At 75.0% G+C, this 22,935-nt stretch carries 20 protein-coding genes and 1 pseudogene; 9 read left to right on the top strand and 12 right to left on the bottom strand.

Features of this window, described 5'->3' with window-relative positions; all coding sequences use genetic code 11:
• Positions 1–13: 13 nt before the first annotated feature.
• The gene (locus ACIQTO_RS34635; RefSeq protein ID WP_402396703.1) at positions 14–2,269 is read right to left on the bottom strand and encodes a HAMP domain-containing protein; all 2,256 of its coding nucleotides are present in this window, start codon (positions 2,267–2,269) and stop codon (positions 14–16) included.
• 230 nt (positions 2,270–2,499) lie between these two features.
• Here ACIQTO_RS34635 and ACIQTO_RS34630 point away from each other — a divergent pair, with 230 nt between their 5' ends.
• Positions 2,500–3,483, top strand: coding sequence for a hypothetical protein (locus ACIQTO_RS34630; protein WP_402396700.1), 984 nt, complete (start codon positions 2,500–2,502; stop codon positions 3,481–3,483).
• Positions 3,484–3,489: 6 nt separating this feature from the next.
• On the opposite strand, the gene ACIQTO_RS34625 is transcribed toward ACIQTO_RS34630, so the two are convergent.
• Positions 3,490–3,927: a gamma-glutamylcyclotransferase gene (locus ACIQTO_RS34625; protein ID WP_380579904.1), complete on the bottom strand. Its 438-nt coding sequence runs from the start codon at positions 3,925–3,927 to the stop codon at positions 3,490–3,492.
• A gap of 99 nt (positions 3,928–4,026) precedes the next feature.
• Here ACIQTO_RS34625 and ACIQTO_RS34620 point away from each other — a divergent pair, with 99 nt between their 5' ends.
• Positions 4,027–5,481 (top strand): NAD(P)H-quinone dehydrogenase, encoded by a 1,455-nt coding sequence (locus tag ACIQTO_RS34620; RefSeq protein ID WP_402396697.1) that lies wholly within the window; start codon positions 4,027–4,029, stop codon positions 5,479–5,481.
• Between the two features lie 236 nt (positions 5,482–5,717).
• Entirely contained in the window at positions 5,718–6,680 is a 963-nt protein-coding gene (locus ACIQTO_RS34615) for a DeoR/GlpR family DNA-binding transcription regulator (protein ID WP_402396809.1), read from the top strand.
• Positions 6,681–6,817: 137 nt separating this feature from the next.
• Here the strand turns inward: ACIQTO_RS34615 and ACIQTO_RS34610 are convergent, their stop codons facing one another.
• The 6 genes from ACIQTO_RS34610 to ACIQTO_RS34585 all read right to left on the bottom strand — a co-directional run bounded on the left by ACIQTO_RS34610 (position 6,818) and on the right by ACIQTO_RS34585 (position 12,485).
• Positions 6,818–8,593, bottom strand: coding sequence for an acetyl/propionyl/methylcrotonyl-CoA carboxylase subunit alpha (locus tag ACIQTO_RS34610; RefSeq protein WP_402396694.1), 1,776 nt, complete (start codon positions 8,591–8,593; stop codon positions 6,818–6,820).
• Positions 8,594–8,813: 220 nt separating this feature from the next.
• Positions 8,814–9,551: a hypothetical protein gene (locus tag ACIQTO_RS34605; protein ID WP_402396691.1), complete on the bottom strand. Its 738-nt coding sequence runs from the start codon at positions 9,549–9,551 to the stop codon at positions 8,814–8,816.
• A 167-nt stretch (positions 9,552–9,718) separates the two neighbouring features.
• Positions 9,719–10,318 carry a nucleoside triphosphate pyrophosphatase gene (locus ACIQTO_RS34600; protein ID WP_402396688.1) on the bottom strand — a complete coding sequence of 200 codons (600 nt, stop codon included), beginning with the start codon at positions 10,316–10,318 and terminating at the stop codon, positions 9,719–9,721.
• Between the two features lie 101 nt (positions 10,319–10,419).
• Complete coding sequence (gene mmpB, locus ACIQTO_RS34595; protein ID WP_402396686.1) at positions 10,420–10,545, bottom strand: morphogenic membrane protein MmpB; 126 nt, start codon at positions 10,543–10,545, stop codon at positions 10,420–10,422.
• Positions 10,546–10,657: 112 nt separating this feature from the next.
• Positions 10,658–10,879, bottom strand: a complete 222-nt coding sequence (locus tag ACIQTO_RS34590; protein ID WP_380579892.1) for an acyl-CoA carboxylase epsilon subunit — start codon at positions 10,877–10,879, stop codon at positions 10,658–10,660.
• Between the two features lie 25 nt (positions 10,880–10,904).
• Positions 10,905–12,485 carry an acyl-CoA carboxylase subunit beta gene (locus ACIQTO_RS34585; protein WP_402396682.1) on the bottom strand — a complete coding sequence of 527 codons (1,581 nt, stop codon included), beginning with the start codon at positions 12,483–12,485 and terminating at the stop codon, positions 10,905–10,907.
• A 231-nt stretch (positions 12,486–12,716) separates the two neighbouring features.
• Between ACIQTO_RS34585 and ACIQTO_RS34580 the strand changes: the two genes are divergently transcribed.
• From ACIQTO_RS34580 to ACIQTO_RS34565, 4 genes and pseudogenes are all read left to right on the top strand, one after another.
• Complete coding sequence (locus ACIQTO_RS34580) at positions 12,717–13,610, top strand: biotin--[acetyl-CoA-carboxylase] ligase (RefSeq protein WP_402396680.1); 894 nt, start codon at positions 12,717–12,719, stop codon at positions 13,608–13,610.
• A gap of 172 nt (positions 13,611–13,782) precedes the next feature.
• Positions 13,783–14,907 (top strand): adenylate/guanylate cyclase domain-containing protein, encoded by a 1,125-nt coding sequence (locus tag ACIQTO_RS34575; RefSeq protein WP_380579886.1) that lies wholly within the window; start codon positions 13,783–13,785, stop codon positions 14,905–14,907.
• Between the two features lie 433 nt (positions 14,908–15,340).
• Positions 15,341–16,477: pseudogene (locus ACIQTO_RS34570) on the top strand (diguanylate cyclase domain-containing protein); the annotation flags it as partial.
• A gap of 820 nt (positions 16,478–17,297) precedes the next feature.
• A complete protein-coding gene (locus ACIQTO_RS34565) occupies positions 17,298–17,663 on the top strand; it encodes a hypothetical protein (protein WP_402396677.1) in 366 nt (121 codons plus the stop codon).
• Positions 17,664–17,716: 53 nt separating this feature from the next.
• On the opposite strand, the gene ACIQTO_RS34560 is transcribed toward ACIQTO_RS34565, so the two are convergent.
• The 3 genes from ACIQTO_RS34560 to ACIQTO_RS34550 form a co-directional block, all read right to left on the bottom strand.
• The gene (locus tag ACIQTO_RS34560; protein WP_402396675.1) at positions 17,717–18,313 is read right to left on the bottom strand and encodes a TetR/AcrR family transcriptional regulator; all 597 of its coding nucleotides are present in this window, start codon (positions 18,311–18,313) and stop codon (positions 17,717–17,719) included.
• Positions 18,314–18,563: 250 nt separating this feature from the next.
• On the bottom strand, positions 18,564–19,388 hold the full coding sequence (gene fdhD / locus ACIQTO_RS34555) for a formate dehydrogenase accessory sulfurtransferase FdhD (RefSeq protein ID WP_402396672.1): 825 nt from the start codon (positions 19,386–19,388) through the stop codon (positions 18,564–18,566).
• Entirely contained in the window at positions 19,385–19,684 is a 300-nt protein-coding gene (locus tag ACIQTO_RS34550; RefSeq protein ID WP_402396669.1) for a hypothetical protein, read from the bottom strand. Before ACIQTO_RS34550 ends, fdhD begins: the two co-directional genes overlap by 4 nt.
• 29 nt (positions 19,685–19,713) lie before the next feature.
• On the opposite strand from ACIQTO_RS34550, the gene hutH reads away from it, so the two are divergent.
• Positions 19,714–21,297 carry a histidine ammonia-lyase gene (gene hutH, locus ACIQTO_RS34545; RefSeq protein ID WP_402396666.1) on the top strand — a complete coding sequence of 528 codons (1,584 nt, stop codon included), beginning with the start codon at positions 19,714–19,716 and terminating at the stop codon, positions 21,295–21,297.
• A gap of 102 nt (positions 21,298–21,399) precedes the next feature.
• On the opposite strand, the gene ACIQTO_RS34540 is transcribed toward hutH, so the two are convergent.
• Complete coding sequence (locus ACIQTO_RS34540; RefSeq protein ID WP_402396663.1) at positions 21,400–21,825, bottom strand: hypothetical protein; 426 nt, start codon at positions 21,823–21,825, stop codon at positions 21,400–21,402.
• 210 nt (positions 21,826–22,035) lie between these two features.
• Here ACIQTO_RS34540 and ACIQTO_RS34535 point away from each other — a divergent pair, with 210 nt between their 5' ends.
• Entirely contained in the window at positions 22,036–22,905 is an 870-nt protein-coding gene (locus ACIQTO_RS34535) for a MurR/RpiR family transcriptional regulator (RefSeq protein ID WP_402396660.1), read from the top strand.
• Positions 22,906–22,935 lie beyond the last annotated feature (30 nt).

Raw genomic sequence — 22,935 nt, 5'->3', positions numbered from 1 at the left:
GGGGCGGTCCTTCTCAGCGGGTGGCGGTGGAGGAGGCGGCGGCCGGTCCGGCCGGGGCGCGGCGGGCGGCCTGCTCCAGGTCCTGACGGATCAGCTCCAGGCTGCGGGCGACGGCTCCGACCTCGTCGTGGTGGACGGGGTGGAGCACGGTGCGGCGGTCCCCGGCGGCCAGCGCCTCGGCGCTCGCGGTGAGGCGGCGCAGCGGCAGGCCGACGGCGATGAAGAGCCAGCCGAGGCAGAGCGCGGCGGCGGCGAGGCCGAGCATGCCGGCCAGGACGGCGCGTCGGTCGGCCCGGTTCTGGTCGAGGTGGAGCCAGGCCACCGGGTGGGCGGTGACCACCGACCAGCCGAGCCGGGCGACGGTGCCATTGCCGCCGAGCGGGGCCGCGGCCAGCAGGACGGGGTCGCCGCCGGTGCGGACCACGTCGACGGCGGCCTCCTTCCCGGCGCCGGCCAGGACGGCCCCGGCCCGACCGTCGGGCAGGTCGCCGAAGGAGCTGTAGCCCTCGTTCGCGGCGAGGACGCGCCGGCGGTCGTCGACCAGCCAGACCCGGCCGAGACCGGGCCGGGTCAGCAGTCCGCTCAGGAAGTCGGTCCTGAACTCGCCGACCAGCACTGGCCCCCGGGGTTCGGCGGCCTCCGTACCGTTCGTGCCGTCCTCGCCGTTCCCGTCGTCCTCGCCGGCCGGGGTGGCGGTGAGCGCCGCGCGGGCGGCGATCCGGGGCTCCTTGCCGGACCGGTTGAGCAGCAGGACGCCGCTCGCGCCGAGCGCCTGCGGCCCGGTGCGGTGCGGCGCCTCGCCGGCCCGGGCGAGCACCTCGCCGTCGGCCCCGAGCACGTAGAGCGAGCGGTACCGGTCGTGCTCGGCCAGGGTGGTGCGCAGCAGGGTCTCGGCCTTGCCGACGGAGGCCTCGGCGAGCGCCGGCGCGAGCGAGCGCAGATCGGCGTAGCCCTCGTTGAGGGCCTGCCGGATCCGGTCGGCGGAGGTGTCGGTACGGTCCCGCTGTCCGGCCACCACCTGGGCGGGGACGCGGACCTGCGGGTCGCCGCCGCCGAGCAGCAGCAGCGGTCCGGACCAGGCGAGGACGACCACGGCGCACAGGGCCAGGGGCAGCGCGGTGCCGGGGCGGCGCCGGGCGGGGCGGGCGGCGGCCGGCGGGCGGGCCGGGTCGAGCAGTTGGAGCCGCAGCTCCTCCAGGGCGCGGGTGACGCGCCCGGCCTCGCCGCGCCGGGGGCCGGTGACCGGCCGGTCGAGCTCGCCCCGGGTGAGGCGGCGGGCCTCCAGGAAGAGGCGCAGCAGCGGACGCTGGAGCGTGCGGATCAGGTACCAGGCCAGCAGCAGGGCGAGGGCCAGCAGCGCGCCGGCGGCGGCCAGGCCGAGGGCCGGGTGGCGCAGACTGCCGGGCTTCGCGTCGAGGGCGCTGGTGGAGACGACGGTCAGACCGAGCGCGGTGGCCGGATCGGACCCGTCCGGGGCGGCGACGGCCGCGTAGCCGGCCACCCGGCGGACGCCCTTGCCGTCCGGGCCGCCGGCCAGGCTGCCCGAGACGGCCTTGCCGGGGGCCGGGCGCTCGTGGGCGGCGCGCTCGCGGGCCCCGGCGACCAGCTGCCGGTCCGGCTCGGCGGTCAGCGCGGCGCCGGTGGAGTCCAGGACGGACCCGGCGGCGTCGAGCACCTGGACGGTCTGCTCCTTGCGGGTGGCGACGCCGGGCAGGCGCAGGTTGTCGGAGGCGACCAGCAGGGCGCGGCCGTCGTCCTTCGTGCTGACCAGGGCGAAGGTGAGCAGCCTGGTCCCGGCGGTCGAGGGCATCAGCAGCGGTGCGGGCGCGGTGTCGGTCACCTTGCCGAGGTCGAGGCCGGCCAGCGGGACGGTCTCGCCGCGGGCGGCGAGCAGCCGGCCGGTGTCGGGCCGGACGATCACGGTGCCGCGCCACTTCCGGTAGGCCTGGCCCAGCGCGGTCAGCACGGCGGCCGGCTCGGCGGGCGCGCCGTCGTAGTGGGCGGCGGCCCGGCGCAGGTCGGTGGCGCTCTCGTGCAGTCCGGCGCGCAGGGAGGCGGCGGTGTCCTCGGCGGCGTACTGGTGGGACTCGCGGACGGCCTGCGGGGTGTCGTCCACCCGGAGCCCGCCGACGGCCAGCGCGGTGATCGTGGCGACGGCGAGCAGCAGGACCAGCAGCAGCGCGATCGGCGGGCGGATCCCCCCGAGCAGCGGCATGTCGGCCCGGCGGCGATAGCGGTGCTGTCGCGGCGGGGTGGGTGCCGTGCTCACGGGAGGCCTCGTCATCCGGTTCGGGGGCGGCGGCGCGCTCCACCTCCCCTTGGAGCCCCGCCGGGACCAGGGATGGTCAAGCCCTGGTCAAAACCTGAACAGCCTACGAAGTACTTTTTGGAATCCCGTCTCATTCGGATATCGAACCGGGGAATCTTTGGTCTCGAAAGGTTTCGAGCATGGATTCCATTGGCGGCAGGGTAGGTTCTCGGCTCATGGACACTCGGCCCGTGGAGAGAGCGCGTGTGCGGCGCGCGGTGCTGCTGCCGGGGGCGCTGCTCCTGGTCCTCGCCGCCCTGGCCGTCGTGCTGACGGTCGCGGCGCGCGGCTCCGCCGGGCACCCCGCCGCCGTGCCCGCCGACGGGGCCGGGCCGACCGGTCCGGTACCGGTGGACCTGGCGGCCCGGGTCGACGAGTACACCGCGGACTTCGCCCCGGACGGCCCGTACACCGTCCCGGACCAGGCGCAGCGCCGGGCGGTGGCGGACGGCGTGCTGGCGGCGCTCGACGGCCGGCCCGAGCAGGCCGGGCCGGTGCTGGCGAAGGCCGGCTACCGGATGACCGAGTTCACCGAGGCGGGCAGCGGGCGCCGGGTGGCCGAGATCGCCGAGAGCCCGGGGCGGGCGGCGGACGACCGGGGCTGGGGCCGGGTCTACCTCGACCTCTCGGCGAAGGCCGCCTGGTCGGTGCAGGTGCCGCACCCCGTCTCCGACAGCCGGACCGAGCGGCTCGGGGTGGACGTCTTCCGGGCCGGGCCGGGCGGGGTCCTGGTGCTCGCCGGGGCGCACCGCCGGGCGGGCGCGGACGGCTCCTCGGACGTGGCGCACCGCGCCGACACCGTGTTCGCGGCGGTGGTGGAGGCACTGACGGCGCGCGGACTGCCGGGCCTCCAGCTGCACGGCTTCGACGAGGGCAGCCTGCCGGGGCAGGACGCGGTGGTCTCCGGCGGCGCCGGCCAGGCCGGGGCGGCCGCCGAGCTCACCGCCGGCGGACTCGGGCAGGCCGGGTTCGCGGTCTGCCGGGCCTGGCGGGAGAAGTGCGGGCAGCTGACCGGCACCACCAACGTCGAGGGCCGGTTCGCGGCCGGTCTCGGGGTGCCGTGGATCCACGTCGAGCTGGGTGGCGGGCTGCGCACCGAGCCGCGGTGGCGGACGTCCGTGACGGCCGCGCTGGCCGCCACCACCGCCTCCTGGCGTAGCGGGGCCACGCCGTAGGGCCGGTCAGCAGGGGCGGCGGCGCAGGTCCAGGACGTAGTCGTGCGGCGCGCCGGCGCTCTCCGCGGCGTCCGCGACCAGGCCCAGGTAGCGGGCGGCGGGCAGGCCGCCCTCGTAGTCGTTGAGCACGTACGTCCAGACCGGGATGTCGCCGTCCAGGGTGTGCGCGCGCAGCCTGATCTTGCGGTAGATGCCGAGCTGGACGCCCTCCCAGCGGTCCAGGCCCTCCTCGTCCATCGGCGCGACGTCGTACAGCGAGACGAAGACCTGCTCCTTCTCGTCCTCGACCACGGTGGCCAGCGAGCCCTCCCAGCCGAGCTGCTCGCCGCCGAAGGTGAGGCGCCAGCCGTCCAGCCAACCGGTCCCGCGCAGCGGGGAGTGCGGGGCTCGGCGGGTCATCTGCCGGGCATCGAGGTTGGTGGCATACGCGGCGTAGAGGGGCATGGGGTGCAGCCTAGACCGTCCGCCGGACCGTCCGGGGCGACTGGGCGATCCAACAGGAGCCCCGACCCCGGCGTGGCACCGCGCTCGGCGTACGGGACAATGGTGGACGTGACTCGGATCGTGATCATCGGTGGCGGACCCGGCGGCTACGAGGCGGCGCTCGTCGCCTCCCAGCTCGGCGCGGAGGTGACCGTCGTCGACCGCGACGGTCTGGGCGGATCGGCGGTGCTCACGGACTGCGTGCCGTCGAAGACCCTGATCGCGACCGCGGAGGTGATGACGACCTTCGACAGCTCGTACGAAGAGCTGGGCATCATCGTCGCCGACGACACCCCGCCGCTGGAGCGCCAGGCGCGGGTGGTCGGCGTGGACCTCGGCAAGGTCAACCGACGCGTCAAGCGCCTCGCCATCGCCCAGTCCCACGACATCACCCAGTCGGTGACCCGCGCCGGGGTCACCGTGCTGCGCGGCCGGGGCCGGCTCGGCGGCGGCGGGCAGGCCGTGGACGGCTCCCGCGAGGTGCTGGTGGACGCGCCCGACGGCAGCGTCCAGTCGCTGCGCGCGGACGCGGTGCTGATCGCGACCGGCGCGCACCCGCGCGAGCTGCCGGACGCCCAGCCGGACGGCGAGCGGATCCTGACCTGGACCCAGGTGTACGACCTGGAGGAGCTGCCGCGCGAGCTGATCGTGGTCGGCTCCGGCGTCACCGGCGCCGAGTTCGCCGGCGCGTACCAGGCGCTCGGCTCCAAGGTCACCCTGGTGTCGAGCCGCGACCGGGTGCTGCCGGGCGAGGACCCGGACGCCGCCGAGGTGCTGGAGGAGGTCTTCCGCCGCCGCGGCATGAACGTGATGAGCCGCAGCCGGGCCGAGGGCGCCAAGAGGGTGGGCGACCACGTCGAGGTGACGCTCTCCGACGGCACGGTGATCAAGGGCACGCACTGCCTGATGGCGGTCGGCTCGATCCCCAACACCGCCGGGCTGGGCCTGGAGGAGGCGGGGGTGAAGCTCAACGACTGGGGCCAGATCTCGGTCGACCGGGTCTCCCGCACCAGCGCCCCCGGCGTCTACGCGGCCGGTGACTGCACCGGTGTCTTCATGCTCGCCTCGGTGGCGGCCATGCAGGGCCGGATCGCGATGTACCACGCGCTCGGCGACGCGGTGCAGCCGCTGAACCTGAAGACCGTGGCCTCCAACGTCTTCACCGACCCGGAGATCGCCACCGTCGGCTACACCGCCGCCGACGTGAGTTGCGGCAAGATGGACGCGGTCGAGGTCAAGCTGCCGCTGCGCGGCAACCCGCGGGCCAAGATGCAGGGCATCCGGGACGGTTTCGTGAAGCTGTTCTGCCGCCCGGGCACCGGCATCGTGGTCGGCGGCGTGGTGGTCGCCCCGCGCGCCAGCGAGCTGATCCACCCGATCGCGCTGGCGGTGGACGCCAATCTGACGGTCGAACAGGTGGCCAGCGCCTTCACCGTCTACCCGTCCGTCTCCGGCTCGACCGCCGAGGCCGCCCGCCAGCTGCACATCCGCAAGCGGGCCGGGGGCGAATCCTGAGCGCCTGACGCGCAGTTGAGGGCGGCTGCCGTTCGGCGGCCGCCCTTCGCGCGGGACGGGCCGTCACCCGGACGGCGGGCGCAGTCCCGGGTTGCTGACGGCGCGTATTGTACGGTCACGCGCCGCTCGTGCGTGAGCAATTCCCGCTACTAGCTGCAAACGCCTGAAAGCAGACGGTCACGCAGGTTACCGTCGGTTCTGTGTTTGCAGCAGAACGTCGCCAGTTGATCCTCGAAATGGTGCGCGCCAACGGAGCCGTCTCGCTCCGTGAACTGGCCCGCGTCGTCCAGACCTCCGAAGTGACCGTACGTCGTGACGTACGGGCACTGGAGGCAGAAGGGCTCCTCGACCGCCGGCACGGCGGCGCGGTGCTCCCCGGCGGCTTCAGCCGCGAACCAGGCTATCCGCAGAAGACCCACCTCTCCGCGGCCGAGAAGAGCGCCATCGCCGATCTCGCCGCGGGACTGGTGGAGGAGGGCGACGCCGTGGTGGTCGGCGCCGGGACCACCACCCAGGAGCTGGCCCGCCGGCTGGCCAGAGTCCCCGGGCTGACGGTGGTCACCAACTCCCTGCTGGTGGCCCAGGCGCTGGCCCACGCCAACCGGGTGGAGGTGGTGATGACCGGCGGCACCCTGCGGGGCTCCAACTACGCCCTGGTGGGCAGCGGCGCCGAGCAGTCGCTGCACGGGCTGCGGGTCTCCAAGGCGTTCATCTCCGGCAGTGGACTGACCGCCGAGCGCGGGCTGTCGACCACGAACATGCTCTCCGCGAGCGTGGACCGGGCTCTGGTGCAGTCGGCTGCCGAGGTCATCGTCCTCGCCGACCACACCAAGCTCGGCGCGGACACCATGTTCCAGACCGTCCCGACCGAGACCATCACCCGACTGGTCACCGACGAGCGGGCCGCCGCCGACGACAGCAGCGCGCGCGAGCTGGACGCGCTCGCCGACTGCGGGGTGCAGATCGACCTGGCGCCACTGGGTGCCCCGCCGTCCGGGGACGCCCCCGTGCACGGCACCGGCAGCGGGCCCGTCCACCAGACCCAGCCCGGCCCGCTGGCCCGGCGGACGGCCCCGCCGCCCGGTGGTGCCCCGCTGCCCGGCCAGCGGCGCCCCGGCGCGCACGGCGGCCCCGGTGGGCCGGGCGGCCCGCTGCCGGCCCGGCTCGCCGAGCTGGGGGCCGTCCCGCGCGGGCGCTGAGCCCGGCCCGCGAGCGGTACGCACGCCGCGCCGTGCGTCGGCCCGCGTCCGTGCCGAGCCGCGCCCGTGCCGAGCCGGAAACGGAACCGGTCCGCACACCCCGAGGGGCGTACGGACCGGTCCGGCGGCCGGAGCCGTCAGTCCTTGATCTCGCAGAGCGCGGCGCCACTGCTGACGCTGCCGCCGACCTCGGCCTTGAGGCCGACCACGGTGCCCGCCTTGTGCGCGTTCAGCGGCTGCTCCATCTTCATCGCCTCCAGGACGACGATCAGCTCGCCCTCGGCGACGACCTGGCCCTCCTCGACGGCGACCTTGACGATGGTGCCCTGCATCGGCGAGGCCAGGGTGTCACCGCTGACCGCCGAGCCGGCCTTCTTGGCCCCGACCCGTCGCTTCGCCTTGGCCGCACCGCCGGCGGCGGCCGCCGGGGCCGACGCGACGCCCAGTGAGGACGGCAGCGAGACCTCGATCCGCTTGCCGCCGACCTCGACCACCACGGTCTCCCGGCCCTCGGCCTCCTCGCCCTCACCGGGCGCACCGGCGAACGCGGGGATGGTGTTCTGGAACTCGGTCTCGATCCACCGGGTGAAGACCGTGAACGGCCCGTCGCCGCCGTGCACCTCGGGCGCGAACGCCGGGTCGGTCACGACCACGCGGTGGAACGGGATGGCGGTGGCCATGCCCTCGACCTTGAACTCGGCCAGCGCGCGGGCGGCGCGCTGCAGCGCCTGCTTGCGGGTGGCGCCGGTGACGACCAGCTTGGCGAGCAGCGAGTCCCAGGCGGGGCCGATGACCGAGCCGCTCTCGACGCCCGCGTCCAGCCGCACGCCCGGGCCGGACGGCGGCGCGAACAGCGTCACCGTGCCGGGGGCGGGCAGGAAGCCGCGGCCCGGGTCCTCGCCGTTGATGCGGAACTCGATCGAATGACCCCGCACCTCCGGGTCGTCGTACCCGAGCTCCTCGCCGTCGGCGATCCGGAACATCTCGCGGACCAGGTCGATCCCGGTGACCTCCTCGGAGACCGGGTGCTCCACCTGGAGGCGGGTGTTGACCTCCAGGAAGGAGATCAGCCCGTCCTGGGAGACCAGGAACTCGCAGGTCCCGGCACCGACGTAGCCGGCCTCCTTGAGGATGGCCTTGGACGCCCGGTACAGCTCGGCGTTCTGCTCGGGGGTGAGGAACGGCGCGGGCGCCTCCTCGACCAGCTTCTGGTGCCGGCGCTGCAGCGAGCAGTCACGCGTGGAGACGACCACCACGTTGCCGTGCTGGTCGGCCAGACACTGGGTCTCGACGTGCCGGGGGTTGTCCAGGTAGCGCTCGACGAAGCACTCGCCGCGACCGAAGGCGGCGACCGCCTCGCGGACCGCGGACTCGAACAGCTCCGGGATCTCCTCCAGCGTGCGGGCGACCTTCAGGCCGCGGCCGCCACCACCGAACGCCGCCTTGATGGCGACCGGGAGACCGTGCTCCCGGGCGAAGGCGACGACCTCGTCGGCGCCCGCGACCGGGTCCGGCGTACCGGCGACCAGCGGGGCACCGGCGCGCTGCGCCACGTGCCGGGCGGTGACCTTGTCACCGAGGTCGCGGATGGCCTGCGGCGGCGGGCCGATCCAGGTCAGGCCCGCGTCGAGGACGGCCTGGGCGAAGTCGGCGTTCTCCGACAGGAAGCCGTAGCCGGGGTGGACGGCGTCCGCACCCGAGTCCGCGGCGGCCTTCAGGACCTTCGCGATGTCGAGGTAGCTGGTACCGGGGGTGTCGCCGCCCAGCGCGTAAGCCTCGTCGGCCGCGCGGACGTGCAGCGCATCCCGGTCCGGCTCGGCGTAGACGGCGACGCTGGCGATACCGGCGTCCGAGCAGGCCCGGGCGACGCGGACGGCGATTTCCCCGCGGTTGGCGATGAGCACCTTGCGCACTGTGGCTCCCTTCTTGAACCTGGTCGAGTTTATGGATTTCTGGGCGGTACCGGCGAGTAGCCCCAGGTTGTGAACTATCCCACACGGAGGGTGATGCGTTCGGGGGCCCGATCCGTGACCCCGTCCGGGTCTTCCCAGGTGGCGGCCGGTGCCGTTGCCGGGGGTCGTCCCGTGCGGACGGTGACGGGGCGGCGCGGCGGCTCGGTGGCCTTGGCCACACTCACCCGGCAGGGGCCGTGGAGGCGGTCCTCTCCCGGGCCCGGGCGGTCACGTCGGCGGCCAGTTCCACCACATCGGGCCCGTAGGCCTCCGGGTTGACGACCCTGAGGACCACGGCGAACGTACCGTCCTCACCGTACCGGCGGGCGAGCCGGCGGTGGTTGGCGACGAGGTAGCGGACGCCGGCGTGGTTGGCGACGCCGGTCTGGCCGGAGATCAGGAAGACCGGGCGCCCGCCCTCGGGGGTGGGGAGGCGGGCCAGCAGGGCGAACACCTCGTTGTCCCAGTCGACGGTGAAGGACCGGTCGCCCGCCATGATGACGTTCGCCGGCCCGTCCGACCCGCTGGTGACGGTCACCCCGGGCAGCCCCCAGGCCAGGTGGGCGGCCATCCGCTCGTTGCTGCTGGGGCCGCCGAAGCAGAACTCGGTCTTGGCGCCCAGCCCGCGGTGGACGGCGTCGTGCGCGACCAGCTCGGTCTGCGCGCCGCACTCCTTCACCAGCGCGGCCAGCTCCATCAGCGCGTAGGCGTCGCGCCGGGTGACCGTCCGGGCGTGCGCGCCGACGCCGACGCTGCGGTTCACCACGATCAGGCACTCACCGCCGGCCGGCAGGCCGAAGAACGAGCGGACCCGCTCCAGCCGCCTCCTGCGGCGCAGGTTCTGCGCGAGCCAGCCGAGCGCCGCGCTGATCGCGCTCGCCACCAGCCCCAGCAGCACGTTGAGCAGACTGTCGGTCATCGGCCTGTCCCCTCCCCGTTCGAACGGCGGCGGTCAGCCTAGCGGGCTCCCGGGACGGCCACGGGTCCGGACGGTGGACGGCCCCCGGCGCACCGCGGTCGCGCGACGGTCCGCCGTCCGGCCCGGGAAGTCGCCCCGGGGAGCCGGCTGGGGAGCCGGCCCGCCGGTCAGACCCAGAGGTCGGTGATCCGGACGCCGAGGTCGGCGAGGAGCCCGCGCAGCAGCGGCAGGGAGAGGCCGATGACGTTGCCCGGATCGCCGTCGATGCCCTCGACGAACGGCGCCGAGCGGCCGTCCAGGGTGAACGCGCCGGCCACGTGCAGCGGCTCGCCGGAGGCGATGTAGGCGGCGACCTCGGCGTCGTCCGGGGTGCCGAAGCGGACGGTGGTGGAGGCGGTGGCCGAGGACTGCCGGCCGGTCACGGTGTCGATCACGCAGTGTCCGGTGCGCAGCACCCCGGACCGGCCGCGCATCGCCTGCCAGCGGGCCAGCGCCTCGGTGGCGTCGGCGGGCTTGCCGAGCGCCTGCCCGTCCAGCTCCAGCACCGAGTCGCAGCCGATCACCAGCTCACCGCCGGTCAGTTCGGCGGCGACCGCCTTGGCCTTGGCCTCGGCGAGCACGAGGGCGAGTTCGGCGGGGGTGGCGGCGGTGACCGCGTCCTCGTCGACGCCGCTGACCACCACGCGCGGGTCGAGGCCCGCTTGGCGCAGCAGCCCGAGGCGGGCGGGGGAGGCGGAGGCGAGGACGAGGGTGCGGCGGTCGGTCATGCCCACCAGGGTAGGGGCCGGCCCGGTGCCCGCCCGTCGGCCCGGTGCCCTCCGGCGGCCCGGAGGCCGCGGCCGGCGGGCGGTGGGGCGCGCCCGGGCGGTCAGATCATCAGCAGGACGGCGATCAGCAGGAGGGAGGCCGCGAGCACGTGGCCGGCGCGGCGCAGCTTCTCCTGCGCCCGGCGGGCCTCCGGGGAGGGCTCGTCGCGGGGGTCTGACCAGAGCACCCCTCCAGGGTGCGCCGCGCCGCCGCGGTGACGCCTGAGTACGCGTACTCAGCTTTCGGGGCAATCCGGGCGTGGCCGGGGGCGGGTCGTCGGCCCACCCCCGGCCGGGGGGCTAACCGGCCCAGCCCGAGGCGCGCCAGGCGTTGACGCCGGGGCGCGGGGCGGAGCGCAGCCGGCGGGCGCGGTCGTTCCAGGGGGAGTCCGGGCCGGCGCCGGCGCGGCGGGCGGCCTCGGCGGCGGCCTGCGCGGCGGCGGCCCGGGCTTGGACCACCGCCAGGACGGTGGCCAGCTCCTCGGGGGTCGGCTGCCCGTGCAGCACGTGGATCGGGGCCATGGCTCAATCCTCTCGCGACAGCCGCTTACAGGGGGATGTTTCCGTGCTTCTTCGGCGGCAGCACCTCGCGCTTGCCGCGCAGCGCCCGCAGCCCGCGGACGATGTGCCGGCGGGTGTCGCTCGGCGCGATGACGGCGTCCACGTAGCCGCGCTCGGCGGCCAGGTACGGGTTGAGCAGGGTGTCCTCGTACGAGGCGAGCAGCTCGGCCCGCCTGGCCTCGACGTCCTCCGCGTCCGCCAGCTCGCGCCGGTGCAGGATGTTGACCGCGCCCTGCGCGCCCATCACGGCGATCTGCGCGGTCGGCCAGGCGAGGTTGAGGTCGGCGCCCAGGTGCTTGGAGCCCATCACGTCGTACGCGCCGCCGAAGGCCTTGCGGGTGATCACGGTGATCAGCGGGACGGTGGCCTCGGCGTAGGCGTAGATCAGCTTGGCGCCGCGGCGGATGATGCCGTCCCACTCCTGGCCGGTGCCGGGCAGGAAGCCGGGCACGTCGACGAAGGTCAGCACCGGGATGTTGAAGCTGTCGCAGGTGCGGACGAAGCGCGCGGCCTTCTCGCTGGCGGCGATGTCCAGGCAGCCGGCCAGGTCCATCGGCTGGTTGCCGACGACGCCGACCGGGTGGCCCTCGACCCGGCCGAAGCCGGTGATGATGTTGCCCGCGTACAGCGGCTGGGTCTCCAGGAACTCGCCGTCGTCCAGGATGTGCTCGATCACCGTGTGCATGTCGTACGGCTGGTTGGCCGAGTCCGGGATCAGGGTGTCGAGTTCGAGGTCCTCGTCGGTGACCGAGAGGTCCGCCTCCTCGGGGAAGGACGGCGGGTCGGAGAGGTTGTTGGAGGGCAGGTACGAGAGCAGGCTCTTGACGTACTCGATCGCCTCCTTCTCGTCCGCGGCCAGGTAGTGCGCGTTGCCGGACTTGGCGTTGTGGGTGCGCGCGCCGCCCAGCTCCTCCATGCCGACGTCCTCACCGGTGACGGTCTTGATCACGTCCGGTCCGGTGATGAACATGTGCGAGGTCTGATCGGCCATCACCACGAAGTCGGTGATCGCGGGGGAGTACACCGCGCCGCCCGCGCAGGGGCCCATGATCAGCGAGATCTGCGGGACGACGCCGGAGGCGTGCACGTTGCGGCGGAAGATCTCGCCGTACAGGCCGAGCGAGACGACGCCCTCCTGGATCCGGGCGCCGCCGGAGTCGTTGATGCCGACGACCGGGCAGCCGGTCTTCAGCGCGAAGTCCATCACCTTGACGATCTTCTCGCCGAACACCTCGCCGAGCGAGCCGCCGAAGACGGTGAAGTCCTGGGCGAAGACGGCGACCTGACGGCCGTCGACGGTGCCGTAGCCGGTGACCACGCCGTCGCCGTACGGGCGGTTCTTCTCCTGGCCGAAATTGATCGAACGGTGCCGGGCGAACTCGTCGAACTCCACGAAGGAGCCCTCGTCCATCAGCTCGACGACGCGCTCACGGGCGGTCAGCTTGCCCTTGGCGTGCTGCTTCTCCACGGCCTTGGCGGAGCCGGAGTGCACCGCCTCGTCGATCCTGCGCCGCAGGTCGGCGAGCTTGCCGGCGGTGGTGTGGGGGTCGTACGGGGCCTCGGTCATCGGGTGGGCTCTCCCTGATCCATGGGCCGCGGCCTGTTCGGTGGTACGCGGGTCTGGGCGGGACACGCGTATGAGGGCAGGGCGGCGCAACGAACTACCGTCGAGTAGCGTAGCCAGCGCGCGGGGTTTCCCGTTATGGCCAGCGACACAGTGTGTCAACGCCCGTTCTGCGGGACGATATGGCGGCCTGGGGCCCGGCCGGGGCGCCGGCCAGGGCCTAGTCTCGTGGTCATGACCGACCCCGTCACCCCCCGCCGCAGTGGACTGCGCGGCTTCGGCCACGCCGGGCCGTCGCCCTGGACCGATCTGGACCGGCCGCCGCTGGACGCCGAGGCCCTGCGCCGCGACCTGGTCCTGCCGGGCGGGTTCTGGACCTCGCTGGACGTCGTCACCGAGACCGGCTCCACCAACAGCGACCTCGCCGCCCGCGCCAGGGAGGGCGCGCCGCAGGGCGCCGTGCTGGTCGCCGAGGCGCAGAACGCCGGGCGCGGCCGGCTGGACCGGCAGTGGACGGCGCCGCCCCGCTCCGGCCTCTTCCTCTCCGTCCTGCTTCGCCCGGACGAGGTACCCGTCGAGCGGTACGGCTGGTTGCCGATCCTGGTCGGCGTCGCGGCGGCCGCCACGCTGAGCCGGGTGGCCGAGGTCGAGGTCGGCCTCAAGTGGCCGAACGACCTCCAGGTCGGGATCGACGGCACGGAGCGCAAGCTCGGCGGCATCCTCACCGAGCTGAGCGGCGGCGCGGTGGTGGCCGGCCTCGGCATCAACGTCTCGCTGCGCGCGGGCGAGCTGCCCGTCCCCACCGCCGCCTCGCTGGCCCTGGCCGGCGCCGCGGTGACCGACCGGTCCACCCTGCTGCGCGGGCTGCTGCGCGAGTTCGCCGGTCTCTACACCGAGTGGACCGCTGCGGCCGGCGACCCGCACGCCAGCGGCCTGCTGGCCGCCTACGCGGACCGCTGCACCACCCTCGGCCGGCCGGTCAAGGTCCATCTGCCGGGTGACCGCGAGCTGCTCGGCGAGGCGGTGGCGATCGACGGCGACGGCCGGCTGGTGGTCCGCACGCCCGACGGCACACGGCGGCCGGTGGGCGCGGGAGACGTCGTCCACGTGCGCCCCGAGCCCCGCTGAGCGGCACTCTTCACCTCTCTTTGACCCGGGCGGATGCCCCGGATCGCGGGATTCCGTGCGAACATTCCACCTGGCAGCAGTGTGAGGCGCGCCACTGCCCGAAGGGGTGGCGGGCGCGCGTCCGGACAGGCAGGACACGAGGCAAGTGCGGCAACCGCACGGGGACGGACCGGTGGCAGAGGACGGCGGCAACGGCGGGACGGCGGGCTCCGACGACCAGACGGTCGCGCTCGACCTGGAACGCCTGATCCTGGACGCGCCACGCCGCTACACCCCGTACCAGGCCGCGCGGGCCGCCGACGTCCCGATGGAGCTGGCCACCCGCTTCTGGCGGGCGATGGGGTTCCCGGACATCGGGCAGTCCCGGGCGCTCACCGACGGGGACGTGATCGCCCTGCGCCGGCTCGCCGGTCTGGTGGAGTCGGGCCTGCTCAGCGAGCCGATGGCGATCCAGGTGGCCCGCTCGACCGGGCAGACCACCGCCCGGCTGGCCGGCTGGCAGATGGACACCTTCCTGGAGAACCTCACCCAGTCCGTCGAGCCCGGACTGACCCGCGCCGACGTGGCCTACCCGCTGGTCGAGCTGCTGCTGCCGGAACTGGAGCAGTTCCTGGTGTACGTCTGGCGCCGGCAGCTGGCCGCCGTCACCGGCCGGGTGGTGCAGGCCGCCGAGGACACCGAGATCACCAGCGGCCGGCTGGCCGTCGGCTTCGCGGACCTGGTCGGCTTCACCCGGCTCTCCCGCCGGCTGGAGGAGGAGGAGCTCGGCGAGCTGGTCGAGACCTTCGAGAACACCTGTTCGGACCTGATCGCCGGCCAGGGCGGCCGGGTGATCAAGACCCTCGGTGACGAGATCCTCTACGTCTCCGAGGACCCGGGGACGGCCGCCGAGATCGCGCTCAGCCTGATCGAGGCCCTGGCCGAGGACGACAGCATCCCCGCGCTGCGGGTCGGCATGGCCTTCGGCACCGTCACCTCCCGGATGGGCGACGTCTTCGGCACCACCGTCAACCTCGCCAGCCGGCTCACCTCGATCGCGCCCAAGGACGCGGTGCTGATCGACGGCGAGTTCGCGGCCGCGCTGGAGCAGAACGGCAGCGTCGCCCCGGCCGATGCCGACATGCCTGGGCTGGCCGAGGCCCTGGCGGCCGCCGCGGGGCAGCCCGCCTCCGGGCTCCCGGTGCCGGGGCCGGACGCCGGGCACCGGTTCGGCCTCCAGCCGATGTGGCGCCGCCCGGTGCGCGGGCTGGGGCTGGTCGAACCGTGGCTGCTGTCGCGGCGGCCGCGCGGGGAGTGACCTCGCCGCGGGGCTCGGCCGGCCGTGCGGCGGGACCGGGTTTTCCGGGGTTTCCGCGACGCGCGGAATGCCTGGCGGCGGACGGGGTAGGCGGGTGTTCGGGCGAGGCGGCCGGGTCCGGAGGTCCGGATCGGTCGTGGCGTGGGGCCGTCGTCCGAAAGCCGTACGGCTGAAACCGCTCGGGTCGGGGGGATCCGCGCGGGCAAACGGGGCATAACCGAACGAAACCGCCATAGTCTTGGTGCAAGCGGCTGGACGGGTCCGGTTCTCGGTGGGGTGCGCCACGGGGCCGAGCGGGACCGAGCACAGGGAACGAGGCGAGCCGGTGGGCAGTGAGGCGATCACGACGGACCGCGGCTGTGTGTGCGACCGCGCGGAGTCGCCGGCCGTCCCCGACCCGCGGCTGACCTCCGTGGTGGAGCTCGCCCAGGACATGGCGGGAGCGCTCACCCCGCTGGAGGCCGTCCGGGCCGCCGCCGCCCGGGCCACCGAGGCCCTCGGCGCCACCATGGCGGCCGTCTCGGTCTGGGACCGCGAGTCCGGCCGGCTGCGGGTGCTGGTCAACCACGGGGAGCTGGCGCCGGGCGAGGAGGAGCTGCCGGAGGACGAGTCCTACCCGGTGGCGGACTTCCCCGAGATCGTCACCTATCTGGAAGAGCGCTGGACCACCGGCCGACTGCCCCGCGCCTGGCTGCAGAGCGCCGAGAACGCCGAGCCGCACGCCCGGCACTCGCACCCCACCGCCGGGGCCTACTGCCAGGAGCGCGCCGCCGCGCTGCGCCGGCGGGGCCGGGCCTGCTGCGTGGTCGCCCCGATCGTGCTGCACGGGCAGGCCTGGGGCGAGCTCTACCTGGCCAGGTCCACCGGGACGGCGGAGTTCACCGAGGGCGACGCCGACTACGCCACCCTGCTCGCCGCCCAGATCTCCGCCGGGCTCGCGCAGACCGAGCGCCTCGCCGACCTGCGCAAGCTCGCCTTCTCCGACCCGCTGACCGGCCTGGCCAACCGGCGGGCGGTGGACGCCCGGCTGGAGAGCGCGCTGGAGGCGCACAACCGCGACAGCACGGTCGTCTCGCTGGTGGTCTGCGACGTCAACGGCCTGAAGCGGGTCAACGACCAGCTCGGGCACGAGATGGGCGACCGGCTGCTGGAGCGCTTCGCCCACCAGTTGTCGCTGGCCGCCGCCAAGCTGCCCGGCAGCCTCGCCGCCCGCCTCGGCGGCGACGAGTTCTGCCTGCTGGTGGAGGGCCAGAAAGCGGACGAGGTGGTCGCCGTCGCCGAGGAGCTGTGCGCACGGGCGCTGGCGCTGGCCGAGGGCGAGGGCGTGGCCTGCGGGGTCGCCTCCACCGGGGACTCGATCGGTCCGGTGACCACCCCCGACCGGCTGTTCCGGCTCGCCGACGCCGCCCAGTACCGGGCCAAGGCCGCCCGCGCGGCGCACCCGGTGGTGGCCGGCCGCAGCCACGGCCCCGGCTTCTCGCCGGACCCGACCGTCCTGCTGGCCGACGCCGCCGACCCGCGCCACCGGGCCGACGCCCGGGGGCGCGCCGCCGGCCGGGCCGGCTCCGGCGACCGGCGGCGGTTCCGCGGCGCCGCGCACAGCGCCGACCCGGGGCAGCTGATCACCGCCGTGCTCGCCGCACTGGACCAGCACGGCGTCGCCCGCTCGGTCCACCCCGCCGACACCATCGGCAAGCTGGCCGTCGTCGCGGAGACCGCGGCCCGGCTGCTGGACGCGGTCGGCTGGTGGGTCTCCTACGTGCCGCCGGGCTCGCACCTGGTGCGCACCGCCCAGCACGCCGTGTACCGGATGACCAGCGGGCCGAGCAGTTCACGGGCGGAGACCCAGCGGGCCCAGATCGAGGCCCCGGACGCCGTCTTCGACCTGCGCCACTACCCGATGACCCGGCGGGCCGTGCGCGGCGGGTCCTTCGCGCTGCGCGCGGGCGCGGCCGGGAACGACCCGTCCGAAGAGGCCATGCTGGTGGTCAGCGGCTACCGGGGGATGGTCGCGGCGGGCGGCCAGAACCCGGCGGGCGGCTGGCTGGTGGAGCTGTTCGCCGACGACGCCACGCTGCCGCTCGGTCAGGTCGCCGGCGCGATGCGCGCGCTGGTCGCGGTGGCGCTGGCCGGCCCGGCCTCCCCGCCGCCGGGCTGAGGCCGCCGCGGGCTGAGGCCGCCGCCGGGCCGGGGCCGCGGCCGGAGCGGCCGGCTCCGCGTCAGGGGCCGGGGGCGGCGGGCGGCTTGTGCCGGTTCGGTGACCGCCCTGTTCCGAGCGGGTCGCGGTCCGGTGCGGAGGCTGTCGCAGGGCTGGGCGGCCCGGGGCGGACGTGGGATGGTATCGGCGGTCGGCGGGCCACGGGGGCCGCGCCGGATCGGGGGTCGAACCAATGCGCGCTCGTCTGACGGGCCTTGTCCTCTGCGCCGCCCTGGTGCTGGGCGGTGCCACGCTGGCCGCCGCTCCGGCGGCCTCGGCCGCGCCGCGCGCCGCCGCGGCGAGCACCGTCGCGGTCGGCACCGCCGCCGCGGGGGGTGCCGTCCCGGCGGCCCCGGCGGCCCAGCCGGCCCCGGCCGCGGCCGAGCACCGGGACGGCACCCGGCTGGCCGGGTCCAAGGACAAGTCCAAGTCCAAGAAAAAGAAGAAGGGCTTCTTCGGCAAGCTCATCGGTGTGGTGATCGGCATCGTGGTGGTGCTGGTCGTGATCGCCGTGATCATCGCGGTGATCGTGATGCTCCGCCGCCGCAACCGGCCGTAGTCCCCGCCGGGCCGGGCCCGCGGCCACGGCGGTGCCCGCGGCCGCGGCCCGGGTCACGGGCGCAGGGCGCGCAGGACGGCGTCCACCAGACGGTCCGCGTAGGCGTGGTCGAGCGGACCGAGGTCGTGCAGCCAGCGGTAGTACATCGGGCCGTAGAGCAGCTCGACGGCGAGGTCGAGATCGGCGTCGGCGGCGAGCTGCCCGGCCTCGCGGGCACGGCGCAGCCGCTCCCGGGTGACCTCCAGCAGGGGGTCCAGCAGGCGTTCGCGGTACTCGCGCAGCAGGGCCGGGTCGCGCAGGTACTCGGAGATCAGGCCGCGGCCGGTGGTGCCGAAGCCGGGGTCGGCGAGCTGGTCGGCCGTCGGTCGCAGGACGGCGCGCAGGTCGGCGGCGAGGTCACCGGTGTCGGGCAGGGCCAGGCTGCCGGAGGCGTCCTCGTTGGCGGCCTGGAAGGCGTCGAAGACCACCGCGCCCTTGGACGGCCACCAGCGGTAGATGGTCTGCTTGCCGACGCCGGCCCGGGCGGCGATCGCCTCGATGGTCAGCTTGGCGAACCCCACCTCCGCCACCAGTTCGGCGGCGGCGGTGAGGACGGCCTGGCGGGAGCGCTCGCTGCGGCGGGCGGGATCGGGAGAGCTGCTGCGGGTCATGGGCCCATTCTAGGGACCTGGTGAAACGATACGTCTCGTCTTGACGTGGCCCTGATGCCCCGTCGCCCGGATGGCGCAGGGGCTCAGCCGTTGTGGACCGCGTCCGCGAGCAGCTCGCGCAGCCGGGCCGCGAACGCCCGGGGGTGGGTCAGGTTGCCGTTGTGGCCGCCGGGCAGGCGGGCGGCGGGGGCGGCGGGGCAGGTCTGACGGTGGCCGGGGCGAGTCGGGCCGGCGGGTGCGGGCCGGCCGCTCAGCCGGTGATCCGGTCCGGGCGGGTGTAGACGTTGGCGCGCTCGCCGCGCAGGAAGCCGACCAGGGTCAGGCCCAGCTCCTCGGCGAGGTCCACCGCGAGCGAGGACGGCGCGGAGACGGCCGCCAGCAGGGGGACGCCCGCCAGCGCGGCCTTCTGGGTGAGCTCGAACGAGGCCCGGCCGCTGACCAGCAGCACGTGCCCGGTCAGCGGCAGCCGGCCTTCGCGCAGCGCCCAGCCGACCACCTTGTCCACCGCGTTGTGCCGGCCGACGTCCTCGCGGGCGCAGAGCAGCTCGCCGCTCGCCCCGTCGAACAGGCCGGCCGCGTGCAGGCCGCCGGTCGAGTCGAAGGTCCGCTGGGTGGCCCGCAGCCGGTCCGCCAGCCCGTACAGCAGCGACGGGGGCACGGTCAGCGGGTCCTCCGCGACGGGGTGGCGGACGTGGGTGCGGACGGCGTCCACCGTGTCGCGGCCGCAGAGGCCGCAGGCGCTGGTGGTGAGCAGGTTGCGGTGCGCGGAGAGCGGGAGGGGGCGGGCGCCGCGCAGCGCCGCGTCCACCACGTTGTAGGTGTTCGCGCCCGCCTCGTCCGTCCCGGCGCAGTAGCGCAGGGCCGCGAGGTCCTCCGCCGTGTGCACCAGCCCCTCGCCGACCAGGAAGCCGGCCACCAGGTCGAAGTCCTGGCCGGGGGTGCGCATGGTCACCGTCAGCGGCTCGCCGCCGACCCGGATCTCCAGCGGCTCCTCCGCCGCCAGGGCGTCCGGCCGCGCGCTGCGGTCGTCCCCGTGCAGTCGCACCACCCGCCGCCGTGCCGTCGCCCGCGTCATCGGTCCTCCGCCTCCCTGCCGTCCGTCGACCCCAGCGTGCGGCATCGGGGCGGCGCGGTGGAAATCGCCGGTCCGGCGGGCCGGCGTCCGGGCCGGGATTCGGGCCGTCCGGCTCCCGGTGGCCGGCCGGGCCGCCCGCCCTTCACCTGGATGGCGATGCCGTGCGGCGTCCGGCGGCCGTCGTCGGCGAAGGTGGCGGGGAGGTCCTCGCCGAAGTCGTCGGAGCCGTCGATCTCCTGGACGATGTGGTGGCGGGGAACCCGTCGCGCGGATCGGACGGTTCCGCTGGTTGTCATATCTCCATTCAACTGGTGTGATGATGCATATGGATATGCACAGTGCTGTGGCCCCCGAGGCGTCCCTCGTCCAGGTCGGCAAGGCCGACGTCAGCGCCGAGGACGTGCTGGCCGTCGCCCGGGGCAACGCCCGGGTCGAGATCGGTCCGGACGCGCTCGCCGAGATGGCGGCGGCGCGGGCCCGGATCGAGGCCCTCGCGGCCGAGCCGCGCCCCGTCTACGGTGTCTCCACCGGCTTCGGCGCCCTCGCCGTCCGGCACATCAGCCCCGAGCTCCGCGCCCAGCTGCAGCGCTCGCTGGTGCGCTCGCACGCCGCCGGGATGGGCCCGGCGGTGGAGCGCGAGGTGGTCCGCGCGCTGATGTTCCTGCGGATGAAGACGCTGGCCTCCGGCCGGACCGGCGTGCGCCCGGTGGTCGCGCAGACCATGGCCGCCATCCTCAACGCCGGCATCACCCCGGTGGTCCGCGAGTTCGGCTCGCTCGGCTGTTCCGGCGACCTCGCCCCGCTGTCGCACTGCGCGCTGGTCCTGATGGGCGAAGGCGTGGCGACCGGCCCGGACGGTGTCGAGAAGCCCGGCGGCGAGCTGCTCGCCGCGGCCGGCATCGAGCCGGTCGAGCTGCTGGAGAAGGAGGGCCTGGCCCTCATCAACGGCACCGACGGCATGCTCGGCATGCTGGTGATGGCGATCTCCGACCTGTCGCGCCTGTTCACCACCGCCGACATCACCGCCGCGATGACCCTGGAGGCGCTGCTCGGCACCGACAAGGTGCTCGCCCCCGAGCTGCACGCCCCGATCCGCCCGCACCCCGGCCAGGCGCTGAGCGCCGCCAACATGCTGGCCGTCCTCCAGGGCTCCGGCCTCACCGGCCACCACCAGGACGACGCCCCGCGCGTCCAGGACGCCTACTCGATCCGCTGCGCGCCCCAGGTGGCCGGCGCCGGCCGCGACACCCTGGCCCATGCCGCGCTGGTCGCCTCCCGCGAGTTGGCCGCCTCCGTCGACAACCCGGTGGTGCTGCCGGACGGCCGGGTCGAGTCCAACGGCAACTTCCACGGCGCCCCGGTCGCCTACGTGCTGGACTTCCTCGCCATCGCCGCCGCCGACCTCGGCTCGATCTCCGAGCGCCGCACCGACCGGCTGCTCGACAAGGCCCGTTCGCACGGCCTGCCGGCCTTCCTGGCCGACGACCCGGGCGTGGACTCCGGCCTGATGATCGCCCAGTACACCCAGGCGGCCCTGGTCAGCGAGAACAAGCGGCTCGCGGTGCCGGCCTCGGTCGACTCGATCCCGTCCTCCGCGATGCAGGAGGACCACGTCTCGATGGGCTGGTCGGCCGCCCGCAAGCTGCGTCAGGCCGTCGACAACCTCGGCCGGATCCTGGCCGTCGAGCTGACCGCCGCCGCCCGCGCGCTGGAGATCCGCGCGCAGGCCGACGGTGGCGGCTCGGTGGCGCCGGCCAGCGCCGCCGCGATGGCCGTCGCCCGGGAGGCCGGGGTCGGCGGCGCCGGCCGCGACCGCTTCCTCTCGCCGGACCTGGAGGCCGCCGCCGCGCTGGTCGCCACCGGCGAGCTGGTGCGGGCCGTCGAGAAGGTCACCGGGCCGCTGGCCTGAGGCCTTGGGCCGGGCGTCCGGTCCGAGGCCTCGACCCGGGGCTCGGGGCCGGGCTCCGGACCGGGGCTTCCGGTCCGAGGCGGCCGCCCGGGGCGGGCGGGGTCAGTCCCACTCGCCCCGCGGCGCCTTCGGCCGGCGCTCGTCCCGCCTGTCACCCAGGACGGCGGCGAAGTTGACCCCGGCGATGCCGGCCCAGACCACCACCAGGCTCATGAACCCGCTGAACCCATTGGTGCCGCTGCTGGTCGCGATGGCGGTCAGCGGGATGCCCATGACCAGCGAGGCCAGCGGTAGCTTCGAGCCCGAACGGCCGAAGGGGCGCCGGCGCGGGCGCTCCGCCGGGCCGTAGTCGTCGAGCCGCTCCGCCACCCGGCGCTCCACCCGGGCGTCCAGGCGGGCGTCGAGGCGGGAGTCCAGCCGGGCCAGGAACGAGTCGACGATCTCCGACTCGTACTCCTTGCCCAACTCCTTGCGGGTCTGCAGGGAGGCTTCGAGGTCGCGGCGCAGTTCGTCCTGACGAGGGTCCATGGTGCTCAGCCTGCTGCAGCGGCGGGGCATCGGTCCATCGGTTCGCACCGTCATCAGGGCGGAGTCAGGGGGAAATCAGGGTCACCCCGAGGGGTGACCCGCCCACCGGGACGTCTCATCGGGCGTCCCGGCGTACGAGACGTCTTTGCCAGCGGCAGCGCACTGCTGCACAGTCGTCGTCCGAACAGCTCGCATCCGGAGGTACCGCTGATGACCGCCACCGACGACACCGGCACGGTCGGCCCCTCCGCCCGGCTGCTCCAGCTCTTCGAGGGCCACCGGCTCACCCCCACCCAGCGCCGGATCGCCCACTCGCTCGTCCGGCACGCCACCGAGGCGCCGTTCCTGTCCAGCGTCGAGGTCGCCGAGCTGGCCGGGGTCAGCCAGCCCTCGGTCACCCGGTTCGCGGTGGCGCTCGGCTACGACGGCTACCCGGCGCTGCGCAAGCAGCTGCGCGAACTCGGCGCGGGCGAGCCGGTCGCGCCGGAGTCCCCGGACGACGCGGTGCGCAACGAGCACCAGCAGGCCGTGCTCGCCGAGATCGAGCACCTGCGGCTGCTCGCCGAACTCCTCGCCGACCCCGAGCCGATCATCCGCGCCGCCCGGCTGCTCGCCGCCTCCCGCCCGCTGCCCGTCCTCGGCCTGCGGGCCGCCTCCGCGCAGGCCCGCGGCTTCGCGTACTTCGCGGCCAAGGTGCACCCGGACATCCGGCTGCTCGACGAGGGCGGCAGCATGCTCGCCGACCGCCTGGAACAGGCCGCCGCGGCCGGCGCGACCGCGCTGCTCTGCTTCGCCCTGCCGCGCTACCCGCGCGAACTGATGGACGCCCTGGCGGTGGCCCGCGAGTGCGGGCTGACGGTGCTCACCGTCGCCGACAGCGCCTTCGCGCCGGTCGCCAAGCTCTCCGACCTGATGCTGCCGGCCGCCGTCGGCACCGGCCTGGTCTTCGACACCGCCTGCGCGCCGATGATGCTCGGCCGGGTGCTGCTGCAGACCATGTGTGACGAACTCCCCGGCGCCGAGGCCCGCTTGGAGGCGATCGAGCAGTCGGCGACGGCTCGTGGGCTGTTTTTGGAGTAGGACCGGGTACCCGGCGGGAATCCTGTCAAC

The organism is Kitasatospora sp. NPDC091207 (genome assembly GCF_044768625.1).
Taxonomy (GTDB): Bacteria; Actinomycetota; Actinomycetes; order Streptomycetales; family Streptomycetaceae; genus Kitasatospora.
The sequence above is the reverse complement of the archived record's forward strand: the minus strand, read 5'-3'. Positions and strand labels throughout refer to the sequence as shown.

Bases quoted from the DNA above. Each gene is read 5' to 3' on its own strand.
- ACIQTO_RS34625 (WP_380579904.1), bottom strand. From the start codon at position 3,927: ATGCCCCTCTACGCCGCGTATGCCACCAACCTCGATGCCCGGCAGATG.
- ACIQTO_RS34620 (WP_402396697.1), top strand. From the start codon at position 4,027: ATGGTGGACGTGACTCGGATCGTGATCATCGGTGGCGGACCCGGCGGC.
- ACIQTO_RS34615 (WP_402396809.1), top strand. From the start codon at position 5,718: ATGGTGCGCGCCAACGGAGCCGTCTCGCTCCGTGAACTGGCCCGCGTC.
- ACIQTO_RS34605 (WP_402396691.1), bottom strand. From the start codon at position 9,551: ATGACCGACAGTCTGCTCAACGTGCTGCTGGGGCTGGTGGCGAGCGCG.
- ACIQTO_RS34600 (WP_402396688.1), bottom strand. From the start codon at position 10,318: ATGACCGACCGCCGCACCCTCGTCCTCGCCTCCGCCTCCCCCGCCCGC.
- ACIQTO_RS34590 (WP_380579892.1), bottom strand. From the start codon at position 10,879: ATGGCCCCGATCCACGTGCTGCACGGGCAGCCGACCCCCGAGGAGCTG.
- ACIQTO_RS34585 (WP_402396682.1), bottom strand. From the start codon at position 12,485: ATGACCGAGGCCCCGTACGACCCCCACACCACCGCCGGCAAGCTCGCC.
- ACIQTO_RS34580 (WP_402396680.1), top strand. From the start codon at position 12,717: ATGACCGACCCCGTCACCCCCCGCCGCAGTGGACTGCGCGGCTTCGGC.
- ACIQTO_RS34565 (WP_402396677.1), top strand. From the start codon at position 17,298: ATGCGCGCTCGTCTGACGGGCCTTGTCCTCTGCGCCGCCCTGGTGCTG.
- ACIQTO_RS34560 (WP_402396675.1), bottom strand. From the start codon at position 18,313: ATGACCCGCAGCAGCTCTCCCGATCCCGCCCGCCGCAGCGAGCGCTCC.
- fdhD (WP_402396672.1), bottom strand. From the start codon at position 19,388: ATGACGCGGGCGACGGCACGGCGGCGGGTGGTGCGACTGCACGGGGAC.
- ACIQTO_RS34550 (WP_402396669.1), bottom strand. From the start codon at position 19,684: ATGACAACCAGCGGAACCGTCCGATCCGCGCGACGGGTTCCCCGCCAC.
- hutH (WP_402396666.1), top strand. From the start codon at position 19,714: ATGGATATGCACAGTGCTGTGGCCCCCGAGGCGTCCCTCGTCCAGGTC.
- ACIQTO_RS34540 (WP_402396663.1), bottom strand. From the start codon at position 21,825: ATGGACCCTCGTCAGGACGAACTGCGCCGCGACCTCGAAGCCTCCCTG.
- ACIQTO_RS34535 (WP_402396660.1), top strand. From the start codon at position 22,036: ATGACCGCCACCGACGACACCGGCACGGTCGGCCCCTCCGCCCGGCTG.